7 protein-coding genes are annotated in these 13656 nt (G+C 57.7%); 1 reads left to right on the top strand and 6 read right to left on the bottom strand.

Annotated elements, in window-relative coordinates; all coding sequences use genetic code 11:
* The first annotated feature begins 122 nt into the window (after positions 1–122).
* Entirely contained in the window at positions 123–1520 is a 1398-nt protein-coding gene (locus N2M06_RS03285; RefSeq protein ID WP_019933146.1) for a uracil-xanthine permease family protein, read from the top strand.
* Positions 1521–1607: 87 nt separating this feature from the next.
* Here N2M06_RS03285 and N2M06_RS03280 read toward each other — a convergent pair whose 3' ends face one another.
* From N2M06_RS03280 to aceF, 6 genes are all read right to left on the bottom strand, one after another.
* Positions 1608–2288 carry a Fe2+-dependent dioxygenase gene (locus N2M06_RS03280; RefSeq protein WP_317074458.1) on the bottom strand — a complete coding sequence of 227 codons (681 nt, stop codon included), beginning with the start codon at positions 2286–2288 and terminating at the stop codon, positions 1608–1610.
* A 261-nt stretch (positions 2289–2549) separates the two neighbouring features.
* On the bottom strand, positions 2550–4796 hold the full coding sequence (locus N2M06_RS03275; RefSeq protein WP_346351583.1) for a TonB-dependent siderophore receptor: 2247 nt from the start codon (positions 4794–4796) through the stop codon (positions 2550–2552).
* Between the two features lie 174 nt (positions 4797–4970).
* Positions 4971–7568, bottom strand: a complete 2598-nt coding sequence (acnB, locus tag N2M06_RS03270; protein ID WP_346351582.1) for a bifunctional aconitate hydratase 2/2-methylisocitrate dehydratase — start codon at positions 7566–7568, stop codon at positions 4971–4973.
* A 215-nt stretch (positions 7569–7783) separates the two neighbouring features.
* Positions 7784–10024, bottom strand: a complete 2241-nt coding sequence (locus N2M06_RS03265; RefSeq protein WP_346351581.1) for a patatin-like phospholipase family protein — start codon at positions 10022–10024, stop codon at positions 7784–7786.
* Between the two features lie 140 nt (positions 10025–10164).
* The gene (gene lpdA / locus N2M06_RS03260) at positions 10165–11592 is read right to left on the bottom strand and encodes a dihydrolipoyl dehydrogenase (protein WP_346351580.1); all 1428 of its coding nucleotides are present in this window, start codon (positions 11590–11592) and stop codon (positions 10165–10167) included.
* Positions 11593–11743: 151 nt separating this feature from the next.
* Entirely contained in the window at positions 11744–13651 is a 1908-nt protein-coding gene (aceF, locus tag N2M06_RS03255) for a pyruvate dehydrogenase complex dihydrolipoyllysine-residue acetyltransferase (RefSeq protein ID WP_346351579.1), read from the bottom strand.
* Between the last annotated feature and the right edge of the window lie 5 nt (positions 13652–13656).

Here is a 13656-nt window from a genome sequence, read left to right as displayed (position 1 = left end):
GTTACTGGTCGTCAGCCTGCTTATCCAGTATCCTATGCGCCCTTCAGCCGAGTGCGTTTTCAACCACAGGCCAGAAATAACCATAACAAAACCAACACCCGTAGATACATACCGGAAAAAATATGTCCAACACGCAGCAATCTTCGCACCAGAGTGATCTGGTGTACCGGCTTCATGACAAGCCGCCGTTTATGCAGTCTCTGTTCGCCGCCATTCAGCACCTGCTGGCCCTGTTTGTCGCGGTAATCACGCCTCCGCTGATCATCTGTCAGGCGCTGGGCATTCCTGCTACCGACACCGCCCATATCATCAGTATGTCGCTGTTTATTACCGGTGTGGCCTCATTTATTCAGATGAAACGGTTTGGTCCTGTGGGCACGGGTTTGCTGTCCATTCAGGGCACCAGCTTTAACTTTCTTGGTCCTATCATTGCCAGTGGCCTGGCCATGAAAGACGGCGGCGTGACCACCGAAGCCATGCTGGCGGCGATTTTTGGTACTGCGCTGCTGGCCGCACCTACCGAGATGATTATTTCCCGTTTTCTGCACCTGGCCCGGCGCATTATTTCCCCGCTGGTCAGCGGCATTATCGTGACCCTGATCGGCCTGACCCTGATCCAGCTGGGCCTCACTTCCATCGGTGGTGGCTTTGGTGCCATGGAAGCCGGTGAATTCGGTTCGCTGGAAAATCTGGCTCTGGCAGGTACTGTGCTTGGCATTATTATTCTGATGAATCGCAGCCGTAATCCTTATATCCGGCTGTCTTCCATTCTGGTGGCCATGGTCGCAGGCACCCTGCTGGCCTGGTATATGGGCAAGCTGGCACCGCTGTCCGGCAGCCTGCCGACCATTGCCCTCCCCATTCCCATGCAATATGGTCTGGGTTTTGATGCATCCCTGTTTATTCCGCTGGTGCTGGTGTATGTGATCACCTCACTGGAAGCCATTGGCGATACCACCGCCACATCGGAAGTCTCCGGCGAACCCGTATCCGGCCCTGTATACATGAGCCGTCTCAAGGGCTGCGTGCTGGGTGATGGTGTTAACTCCTCACTGGCCTCCATCTTCAATACCTTTCCGGTATCCACCTTCAGCCAGAATAACGGCGTGATTCAGATGACCGGCGTGGCCAGCCGCCACGTGGGCTTTTATGTGGCCGGTATTCTGGTGGTAATGGGCCTGTTCCCGGCCATCAGTACTCTGGTGCAGCGCATTCCCGAGCCGGTATTGGGTGGTGCCACTCTGGTAATGTTCGGCTCTATTGCCGCCGCTGGTGTACGTATTCTGTCCCGTGAAAAACTGGATCGCCGCGCCCTGTTCATTATTGCCATTTCCTTTGGCATGGGCCTGGGTATTTCCCAGAAGCCGGACATTCTGCAGTTTATGCCCGACATCATTAAGAACGTGTTTGCTTCCGGCATCTCCGCCGGCGGCATTACCGCCATTGTAATGAACATCATTATGCCGATGGGCAAGCCCGAGACCGACGACGCCGCTGACGCCGAAACTCAGCAGGCGTAATCTATCAGGGAATCGGGATTAGGGACTGGGGGACTGGTGAAAAGCGGTTCCCGGTCCCTTTTTCTTTTCCTGCTCCCTGTTCCCCACTCAAAGCGCCCAGCGGCGCAGCAGGTTGTGATAGACACCGGTAAGCTGAATGCTGGTCTCGTTGTCGGCTCCCAGCTGCTGGTTAATGTTCTGAATGCTGGTGTCCAGATCAAACAACAGACTGCGCTGGCCATCGTCCCGCACCATGCTCTGAATCCAGAAAAACGAGCTGATACGCGCCCCTTGTGTCACCGGCAGCACCTTGTGCAGGCTGGAAGACGGATATAGAATCAGATCTCCTGCCGGTAGTTTCACACTGTGAGCACCATAGGTGTCTTCCACCACCAGCTCGCCCCCTTCATATTCTTCCGGTTCACAGAAAAACAAGGTCGCCGACAAATCGGTACGAATGCGCTCTCCCGTAACCGGGTGCATACGAATGGAATTGTCTACGTGAATGCCGAAAGCCTGGCCGCCCTGATAGCAATTGAACAGCGGCGGAAAGATTTTCGCCGGCAGCGCCGCCGCCACAAATAGCGGATGACGGGCCAGCGCCTCTGTGATCATTTTGCCAATCACAGCAGCGGTGTCGCTGTTTTCAGGCAGTTGCAGGTTGTTTTTGGCCTGAGCCGACTGAAAACCGGCGGTGGCATTGCCGTCTATCCAGTCGGCCGCCAGCAAAAGCTTGCGGCATTCGGCCACCTGTTCGGCGCTGAGCACGCCGGGTATATGCAGCATCATGATGAAATTCTCGCTTTCTTGCTAAACAAATAAAGCCCCGGCAGGGGCTTGTTATCAAACTAGAAATGGCATGCCGCTGTCAGATCCTGCACAGGGAAGCACCAGCAGGGTTACCTCCGCCGACACGCTTCAAGCCCATCCCTGGGACGCTCGGCACATGCCGTCCATGGCATGTGACGGTCGGCTTCGGCAACCCCTGCTGTTGCTTCCGGCAGCATCGAGTTGCTAAACGCCAGCAGAAGTTCTGTTCAGACAGATCTATCAGAACCGGTAGTTGGCGGAGAGCACGGCAGAGCGGCCATCACCCAGCTCCACGGCGGAGCTGCGGGTCAGAATGCCGGTGGCCGGATCAACCGAGCCGTTGCTGCCGCGAACCCGTTCTACATACTCTTCATCAAACAGGTTGTTCACGTTCAGCTGCAGGCTGAAAGCCTCATTAACCCGATAAGACGCCATGGCATTGTGCACCCAGTAGCTGTCGATTTGGGTATCAGAGCTGCTGGTGACGGCACGGGAGCCCACATAGCGGGCACCATAACCCAGCTCAACGCCCGGAAATACTTCATAGGTGGTCCACAGATTACCGCTGTTGCGGGGCGTGTTCTGCAGCTCACGACCTACTGCATCGGGGTTGGTCACCGAGCTCAGGGTTTCGCTGTCGAGCAGAGTATAGTTGGCAAACACTTTCCATTCGTCGGTCAGCACACCGGTCAGCCCCAGCTCGGCACCCTGTACTCGCTGTTCACCCGCGTTATACAGGTTATCGTTGGCGTCTTTTTCATTGACGTTATTCTTGTTAACCCGGAACAGTGCCGCATCCACCCCCAGACGACCGTTCATCAGCTCCCACTTGGTACCCAGCTCCCAGGTTTCATTCTTCTCTGGCTCCAGGCTTTCGGCACCGGCAGCCCCCCGCAGCGGCAAACTGCCTGAGGTGGCCAGCGCTTCGGCAGACGGATTAAAGGAAGTACCGTAAGCCAGGTAAATACGGCCATTATCGGCGGGCTTGTACACTATGCCGGCACGACCGCTGAACATTCGATCACTGGTAGAGGTGGTATCACCGCTGACCTTATTGGAGGTATCACCCGAGATCCAGTCTTGGCGCGCGCCCAGACTCAGATCCCACTGCGGGTGCAGCGTAATAGTATCAAACACATACAGTGCCCGCGTGTTCAGCGCCGCCTCGGTACCGCCGCTGTTTTTATAATTGACGGGCCCGCTCCAGTGCCCCGGCGGATGGTAGAGATCAAAGCCATTGGCCGGATAATTACCACTCAGGTTATCGCTGCCGGAGGTCAGATCATAGGTCTCGCGCGAAATCTCGCCGCCTACCAGCATGTCATGCCTGAAAGCGCCGGTGTCAAACTCAAAGGCCACACCAGTCTGGTTGATCCACAGCTCGGTTTTGGCATCGCGACGGTAGCCCTGCGGCCCGGCAGGCAGATATTGCCCATCCGGCAAGGCAACCCAATTGGGATTATTCCTGTCGCCCAGATTTTCCCCCAGACTGACATGAGATGCAGAAATAGTGGTGTCTCTGTCTACCCGGCTGTAGCGGGTCTGGTTCTCGATGCGGGCAGTGTCGCTCAGCTGGTGCTCAAGCTTGAGAGTAATGGCATCGGACTGAATTTTTTCTTCGTCCAGGTTGCGCCAGCCGAAGTAGCTCTCTCTGTCTACACCGGGCAGCACCTTGCCGTTTTGCGCCGGCAGGCCGTAGTCGGGCAGATTGTCATCCTGCTGATGGAAGTAGCTGAGGGTGGCCTGAGTCTGCTCGCTCAGCCCTATGGTTACCGAGGGCGCAATACCAAAACGCTGACGATCAATGTTATTGCGCCCGGGCACGTCGTTCTCGTGAGCCATCAGGTTGATGCGGGCAGCGCTGTTCACGCCCACATCCAGGGTGGTGTTGGCGTCCAGGGTCACACGGCGATAGTTGTCAGTGCCCAGGCTGGCACCCAGCTCGGCAAAGTCACGCTGTTGGGGAGTCTTGCTTACCTGGTTGATGGCACCGCCCGTGGTGCCGGCACCGCCAAACACCGAGTTGGGGCCTTTCAGCACTTCCACCTGCTCAATGTTAAAGGTGTCGGTGCGGTTGTTCTGGCTGCTGTCGCGCAGGCCGTCAATCTGCATGTTGGAATTGGCACTGAAGCCGCGAATGTTGATCTTGTCGCCAGAGCCGCCGCCACCCTCGCCCGCATCAAAGGTAATGCCCGACACGTTGGACAGCACCTGGCGCAGGCTCAGCGCCTGCTGCTCTTTCATCACTTCTTTGGGCACCACTGTGACTGTCTGGGGCGTGTCCAGCAGGGGCTTTACATATTTGCTCGAGGCCGACGCTTCTGTCTTATAGGCCTGCTCCCGCTGATCCTTGACGGTGACCGTATCAAAACGAGTGACATCCTGCTGGGCATAGGCAGGAACCGCCATGCTGGCCACGGCCAGCCCCACGGCGGAACTGAGCATGGTTTTGGGGGAACCGGCGGTTGAGCGAATAAAGGTGCGCACTGACAACTCCTTGTTAGTATTTAGACTTAAAGATATTTTTGTAAAGGATACTAATTCTCATTTATTATTTGATTTAGATCAAGCTCTGAAATGTCTGTTCCCGCTATTTATTTCAGGCATAAAAAAACCAGCCCGAAGGCTGGTTTTGTATATCAGAGTGAATATGTTCGGCGTTTAAACGGCCTGCTGCACTATCACCGTATTGGCTTTTTCCACGTAGCTGTCCAGCTCATCGAAGTTCAGGTAACGATAAGTATCGGCAGCGGTGGCGTTCAGCTCCTGAGCGTATTCCAGGTACTCGGCCACGGTGGGCAGCTTGCCGTGAATGGCAGCCACGGCAGCCAGCTCGGCAGACGCCAGGTAGACGTTGGCACCCTTGCCCAGACGGTTGGGGAAGTTACGGGTGGAGGTGGACACCACGGTAGTGTTGTCCCCTACCCGCGCCTGGTTACCCATGCACAGAGAGCAGCCCGGAATCTCGATGCGGGCACCCACCCGGCCAAAGATACCGTAGTAGCCTTCGGCGGTGAGCTGATCCTTGTCCATCTTGGTGGGCGGCGCCACCCACAGGCGGGTCGGCAGCTGGCCTTTAAAGCGGTCGAGCAGCTTGCCGGCGGCGCGGAAGTGACCGATGTTGGTCATGCAGGAGCCGATGAAGATTTCATCGATGCTCTCGCCGGTCACGTCAGACAGCAGACGGGCGTCGTCGGGATCGTTCGGTGCACACAGGATCGGCTCCTTGATCTCGCTCATGTCGATTTCCAGCACGTGGGCGTACTCGGCATCGGCATCGGCTTCCATCAGCTCGGGGTTGGCCAGCCACTCTTCCATGCCCTTGATGCGGCGTTCCAGAGTACGCTTGTCACCGTAACCTTCGGCGATCATCCACTTCAGCATCACGATGTTGGAGTTCAGGTACTCGATGATCGGCTCTTTATCCAGCTTGATGGTACAACCGGCGGCAGAGCGCTCGGCGGTGGCATCGGCCAGTTCAAAGGCTTGTTCCACCTTCAGTTGGGGCAGACCTTCAATTTCCAGCACCCGGCCGGAGAATTCGTTGATCTTGCCTTCCTTGGCCACGGTCAGCAGACCGTGCTGAATGCCGTAGTAAGGAATGGCGTGAACCAGATCCCGCAGGGTGATGCCGGGCTGCATTTCGCCCTTGAAGCGCACCAGCACGGATTCCGGCATGTCCAGCGGCATCACGCCGGTGGCGGCGGCAAAGGCCACCAGGCCGGAGCCCGCCGGGAAGGAGATACCGATGGGGAAACGGGTGTGAGAGTCACCGCCGGTGCCCACGGTATCGGGCAGCAGCATGCGGTTCAGCCAGGAGTGAATAACACCGTCACCCGGGCGCAGAGACACGCCGCCCCGGTTCATGATGAAGTCGGGCAGAGTGTGGTGGGTGGTCACGTCCACCGGCTTGGGATAGGCGGCGGTGTGGCAGAAGGACTGCATGGTCAGATCGGCGGAGAAACCCAGGCAGGCCAGATCTTTCAGCTCATCCCGGGTCATGGGGCCTGTGGTGTCCTGAGAGCCGACCGTGGTCATCTTGGGCTCGCAGTACTGGTTGGGGCGCACACCCTTAACGCCGCAGGCCTTGCCCACCATTTTCTGGGCCAGGGTGAAGCCCTTGCCGGAGTCGGCGACCGGGGCCGGACGCTTGAATACCTCGGAGGGTGCCAGGCCCAGCGCTTCCCGGGCCTTGTCGGTCAGGCCACGGCCGATGATCAGCGGAATACGGCCGCCGGCACGCACTTCATCGAGCAGCACGTCGGTTTTCAGTTTGAAGGTGCTCAGCACCTCATCGCTGCCGTGGCGGCAAATTTTACCCTCGTAGGGGTAGATGTCGATCACGTCGCCGGTGTTCAGTTTGGTCACATCACATTCAATGGGCAGGGCACCGGCATCTTCCATGGTGTTGAAGAAGATGGGGGCGATTTTGCTGCCGATGCAGATGCCGCCGGCGCGCTTGTTGGGCACAAACGGAATGTCGTCGCCCATGTGCCACAGCACTGAGTTGGTGGCGGACTTGCGGCTGGAGCCGGTGCCGACCACGTCGCCCACATAGGCCAGCGGATGACCTTTTTGCTTCAGGGCTTCAATGGCGGTGATGGGGCCGATCACACCGTCTTCATCGGGCTCAATGCCGGGACGGGCGTTTTTCAGCATGGCCTGGGCGTGCAGCGGAATGTCGGGGCGGGACCAGGCGTCCTGGGCCGGAGACAGGTCATCGGTGTTGGTTTCACCGGGCACCTTGAATACGGTCATGGTGATCTTGTCAGCCAGAGGCGCGCGCTCCAGGAACCACTCGGCCTCGGCCCAGGACTGCATTACCTGCTTGGCAAAGGCATTGCCGGCCTTGGCTTTTTCGTCCACATCGTGGAAAGCGTCAAACATCAGCAGAGTGTGGCTCAGGGCCTTGGCGGCGATGGGCGCCAGGGCGTCCACGTCCAGCAGCTCAACCAGCGGAGCAATGTTGTAACCACCCTGCATGGTGCCCAGCAGTTGTGTGGCCTGCTCGGCAGACACGACCGGCGAGCTCACTTCGCCCTTGGCCACAGCAGCAAGAAAACCGGCCTTTACATAGGCAGCTTCATCAACACCGGGGGGAATGCGAGTGGAAAGGAGTTCGTAGAGGAAAGATTCTTCGCCAGCGGGCGGGTTTTTGAGTAATTCAACCAGGGCAGCAACTTGCTCTGCGTCGAGCGGTTTGGCAACCACTCCCTCAGCGGCACGTTCTTCGACGTGTTTACGATAGGCTTCAAGCACGACTGTATCCTCTTATTATCATTCGCCACCACGGGCGTAAGTATCCTTTATAGGGGGCCTTGGGCGTCGGTGAGACGCCGCGAAAGTATATTAGTTTTAACCGTGAATTAAAATCCGGCCTGCCCTACCTTTGGTCGAATGTTTGACTAACGCCATGTTTTGAATAGCATTTCCGTGCATAAACCACAGTTTTGAGCACCAACAAGCCATTAACATTAAAAGCTGAACAGATTGCCAAAATAGAGGTAGATGCTGCTTTTATTCCCATCAGCCTGACCAAATGCCAGATAGAGCGGCCCCCAGTTGGTGTCTACACCAACGAATATGCTACCGGCTGTCAGTGATTCATCCCAGCCCACATCGGCACCCGAGTTCCATACGCCCCCCCGCTCCAGTGAAGTACCCAGATAGACGGGTGAGCGAAAAGCACCAAAGTCATTATCCAGCCAGCGGTAGTGATAGAGCAGTCCGGCCAGACCGCTGTAGCGGCCGCTGAGCTGCTCGCTCTGATAACCGGACAAATTGAATAATCCTCCCAGGCTGCGGGCAAACACCGGCAGCGGCTGCTCGGCGGTAGAGCCTCCCAGCGTCAGCTTGGTGATCAGAGTATGACGGCCGGCATTCCAGGGGCGCAGCCAGTCCAGTTCATAGTCAAGGCCGGTGACGTTTTCATTATTACCCTGCCCTTCCAGCCGGTTGCGGTAATAGCCCAGGGTCAGCCCGGCACTTTCCCCGCGGGTGGGGAAAAATACATTATCCAGCGTGTCATGGGTCACTCTCAGATAAGGTCCGGCAGAGAACACATCCAGCCCGCCGTCCAGATTCCGCGCCTCTATGCTGCCGGTCAGCCCCTGAAAACCCAGGGCCAGCTCACTCCAGGGGTTGAGGTTATAGCCCAGCTCGCTCAGCAGGCTCCAGGTGGAATAATCAAAGTCCAGGGTAGTGAGCCGGCCGAACTGCTCATAGGTTTCGTCACCGGGCTCGATAAAAAAAGTGCGCCGGCGCTTCTCATATTCCCCCCTGGCCTTCCAGAAAAAGTCATAGTCGGTATCCAGCGGCGTGTAGAACTCGGTGGCCAGCAGCTTGTTGCTGCCCAGAGTGACTTCAGCCAGCCACTCGCCCCCCAGCATATTGATATTGGTGCGGCGAAACTGAGCACCAATCTCATAACTGGTGCGGCTGGAGAAGTCATCTTCCAGTGCAAACTTGAGATCCACAAAGCCCGGGCCCCAGCCTTTTTCCGTGGTCTGCACTGTCAGCACCTGCTCGCCGTCCCGCTCTTCAATGCGGTAACTGACCTGCTCAAAGGCATCCAGCGCATAGAGCCGGCGCACCCCCTGCTCCAGCTCTTCGGTCTGGTGAAAGTCACCGGACTGAAGCCCCAGCGCATCACGGATCACGGCCTCGCTCAGGCTGGCATTGCCTTCCACTTCAACCCGGTCGAGAAACACCACATCACTGCGCTGCAGCCGGGCGCGTCTGTCCAGCTTGCGGTTACGGTAATCAATATAATCCTGCTCACTCAGCGCCAGCGGCAACAGCTCGGGCAACAGGGCGGTAGCAGCCGCCCTGCCTCTGGCAATGGCTGCAGGCATCAGCCTGAAATCTCCCACGCCAATGCCGGTGATATCGGGAGTCAGCAGCACATCGTCCTCGGTAAGCAGTGCCTTTTGCCGCTCTGTGCCAGCCCGGGTAAGGTAGTTGGTAAGCTGGGTGACCATGGCCAGGGCGCTGTCGAGGCTTTCTCTGGGCAGCATGGCATCACCGATGTCCACGGCAATCACTACCCCGGCCCCCATGTCTTTAGCCACATCCACCGGCAGATTGTTGACCACGCCGCCGTCGGCCAGCAGCTTGCCGTTCAGATCAACCGGCTGCAGCACACCCGGCACCGACATGGAGGCCTGCATGGCGGTGGCCAGGTGGCCCTTGTTCAGTACCACAGGCGTCATGGTTTCCATGTCGGTAGCCACCGCCCGGTAAGGAATGGGCAGCTGATCAAAGTTCTTCAGCCGGGGAATGGTGAGGGTGCTGCGCCTGAGCAGGGCCCCCAGCGCCTGGCCCTGAAAAAAGCCGCCGGGCAGGCTGAGCTGCCATTGTTCGTTCAGACCGATATCAGTGCGCAGCAGAAATTCATCATTCTGGCGCTTGCGCCTGAGCGAAAGTTCGTCGCGACCGACCTTGTCCTGATAGCCCTGATTCCAGTCCAGGCTCAGCAGCTGCTGCTCCAGCTCATCGGCGTCCAGCCCCAGGGCATACATGCCCGCGATATAAGCTCCCATGCTGGTGCCGGTAACAATATCTACCGGAATGCGGTGCGCTTCCAGTACCTGCAGCACTCCCACGTGGGCCGCTCCCTTGGCCCCGCCGCCGCTCAGCACCAGCGCCACACGCGGACGCTCCGCCAGCGCCGGCAAGGACAACATCAGAGTTAACAGCAAAATAAAGAGACGCATGACAGCTCACGGCAGTACAAACAATGCGTGCATTGTATGCCGGGGAATGGGGAATGGTAGTCCCTAATCCCAAGTCCCTATTCCCTAAAAAAATCCCCGGCCAGTGGGCCGGGGATTTTTATTGCCGAAGGCAAAAAGAATTACTTCTTCTTCTTGGCCTTGGGATTCGGCATATCGGTGATGGAGCCTTCGAACACTTCGGCAGCCATACCCACAGACTCGTGCAGAGTGGGGTGAGCATGAATGGTCAGCGCGATGTCTTCGGCGTCGGCACCCATTTCGATGGCCAGACCGATTTCACCCAGCAGTTCGCCGGCGTTGGTACCAATGGTGGCACCACCCAGAACACGGTGAGTGTCCTTGTCGAAGATCAGCTTGGTCATGCCGTAGGCAGAGTCGGAGGCGATGGCACGGCCGGAAGCCGCCCAGGGGAAGCTGGCCACTTCTACGTTCAGGCCCTGCTCCTTGGCTTCCTTCTCGGTCACACCTACCCATGCCACTTCCGGCTCGGTGTAGGCAATGGACGGGATCACTTTCGGATCGAAGTAGTGCTTCATGCCGGCAATCACTTCGGCAGCCACGTGGCCTTCGTGCACACCCTTGTGCGCCAGCATGGGCTGACCCACTATGTCGCCAATGGCGTAAATGTGCGGCACATTGGTACGCAGCTGCTTGTCGACGTTAATGAAGCCACGCTCATCCACGTTAACACCGGCTTTTTCAGCGTCCAGCGACTTGCCGTTGGGCGCGCGGCCAATGGCCACCAGCACGGCGTCGTAGACGTTGGTGATGGTCTCGCCTTTCTTGTCTTCCATGGTGACGTGAATGCCATCATCTTTGGCGTCAACGGCGGTCACCTTGGTTTCCAGCATCATATTGAACTTGCTCTTCACCTGCTTGGTGAAGATCTTGATGATGTCTTTGTCGGCAGCGGGAATCACCTGGTCGAACATTTCAACCACATCGATCTTGGAGCCCAGAGCATGGTACACGGTACCCATTTCCAGGCCGATGATACCGCCACCCATTACCAGCAGCTTCTCGGGCACTTCTTTCAGCTCGAGGGCATCGGTAGAGTCCCATACGCGCGGATCGTCATGGGGAATAAACGGCAGTTTAATCGGACGTGAGCCGGCAGCAATGATGGCGTTGTCGAAGTTAACCGTGGTGTTGCCACCCTCGCCTTCCACCACCAGGGTGTTGGCACCGGTGAACTTGGCCACACCGTTCACCACTTTAACCTTACGCATCTTGGCCATGCCACCCAGACCCTGAGTGAGCTGACCGATGACTTTTTCCTTGTGCGCGCGAACCTTGTCCAGATCGATCTGCGGCTCGCCAAAGGTCACACCGTGGCTGGCCATCATTTTGGATTCTTCAATCACTTTAGCGATGTGCAGCAGTGCCTTGGAGGGAATACAGCCCACGTTCAGGCAAACACCGCCCAGTGTGGAGTAGCGCTCGACGATAACGGTTTCCAGACCCAGATCGGCGGCACGGAAAGCGGCGGAATAGCCGGCAGGGCCCGCGCCCAGAACCACAACCTGAGCTTTGACTTCTTGACTCATGGTGACCTCTATTATGATTTTTAGCCCTGTTCAGGCAGTGGCGACAGGAGAACCAGACTCAAGACGGCCACTACATTACAAACGGGGAAAAGTTTACTGTTCTGTTATCAAAAAGAAAGTAAAAAGGCAGGCTTATGCCTGCCTTGTCACATTAAAGGGCCAGGCGGCGAAGGTCGCTCAGCACACCACTCAGCATGGTGATGAAACGGGCACCGTCGGCACCGTCAATCACTCTGTGGTCGTAAGACAGCGCCAGCGGCTGGATCAGGCGGGGTTCAAACTCCTTGCCGTTCCATACCGGCTTGATGCCGGACTTGGACACACCCAGAATGGCCACTTCAGGGGCGTTCACGATAGGCGTGAACTGGGTGCCACCAATGCCGCCCAGCGACGAAATGGTGAAGCAACCGCCCTGCATGTCGGCCGCGGTCAGCTTGCCGGCACGGGCTTTCTTGGAGATTTCGCCCAGCTCGATGGCCAGCTCGCGAATGCCTTTCTTGTTCACATCACGAACAACCGGCACCACCAGACCATTGGGAGTGTCTACTGCCACACCAATGTGCACGTATTTTTTCATCACCAGGCTCTGGCCGTCTTCGGAGAGAGAAGAGCAGAACTTGGGATAGGCTTCCAGCGCCTTGGCGGCGGCCTTCATGATGAAGATCAGCGGAGAGATCTTGTAACCCAGCTTCTGTTTCTCGGCAATGGCGTTTTCGCTCTTGCGGAATTCTTCCAGCTCGGTGATATCGGTCTCGTCAAACTGAGTAACGTGGGGAATTTTCACCCAGTTACGGTGCAGGTTGGGGCCGGAGATCTTCTGAATGCGGGTCAGGGCCACTTCTTCCACTTCACCGAACTTGGCAAAGTCGACCTTGGGCCAGGCCAGCACTTCCATACCACTGCCGGCCACAGCCACGCCCGCGGGTTGACCGGAAACCTGCTTGATAATGGATTTAACGTAGTTTTGTACGTCTTCTTTCAGAATACGCTGTTTCGGGCCGGTGGCGGATACCTTGGACAGATCCACACCAAACTCGCGGGCCAGACGGCGTACTACCGGGGTGGCGTGCACGTAGGCGTTGTTCTCAACGAACTCGCCCTTGGCAGGTGCGGCCGGAGCAGCCGCCTTCGGTGCTTCGGCTTTAGGTGCTTGTGCTTTCGGCGCTGCGGCCGGAGCAGCAGCAGCCGGAGCGGCACCTTCCACAGCAGCGGCTGCCGCCTCAAACACCATTACCAGCGAGCCGGTGTTCACCTTGTCACCGGTAGCTACCTTGATTTCCTTGACCACACCGGCGAACGGCGCGGGCACTTCCATGGAGGCCTTGTCGCCTTCCACGGTCAGAATGGACTGATCGGCTTCTACCTTGTCGCCCACGGCCACCATCACTTCGGTCACTTCTACTTCGTCACCGCCGATATCGGGCACGTTCACGTCTTTGGCAGCAGCAGCGGCCGGGGCCGCAGCAGGGGCAGCTTCAGCTGGCGCAGCAGCAGCCGGCGCAGCTTCACCCGCCGGTGCGGCACCAGCCACTTCAAAGACCATGATCAGAGAGCCGGTGTTAACCTTGTCGCCTACGGCAGTCTTGATCTCAACAACCTTGCCGGCAAAGGGCGCAGGTACTTCCATGGAAGCCTTGTCGCCTTCCACGGTGATCAGGGTCTGCTCTTCCTCAACGGTGTCGCCTACGGCCACGGCAATTTCGGTGACTTCTACTTCATCACCGCCGATGTCCGGTACGTTTACGTCTTTCTGCGCGCTGGCAGCGGCCGGTGCAGCAGCGTCAGCCTTGGGGGCTTCTTCTGCAGCAGCCGGGGCGGCAGCGCCGCCCTCTGCTTCAAAAACCATAATCAGTGAGCCAGTGTTGACCTTGTCGCCAACGGCAATCTTGATTTCCTTGACCACGCCGGCGGCGGGGGCAGGAACTTCCATGGAGGCCTTGTCGCCTTCCACGGTGATCAGAGATTGTTCTTCCTCAACCTTGTCGCCCACGGCAACCAGGATCTCGGTGACTTCAACCTCATCGGCACCGATATCCGGCACCAGAATATCTTTAGACATGTGTT

This window comes from Oceanimonas sp. AH20CE76 (genome assembly GCF_039654065.1).
Classification (GTDB): Bacteria; Pseudomonadota; Gammaproteobacteria; order Enterobacterales; family Aeromonadaceae; genus Oceanimonas; species Oceanimonas smirnovii.
This window is presented reverse-complemented; position numbering and strand designations above follow the sequence as displayed.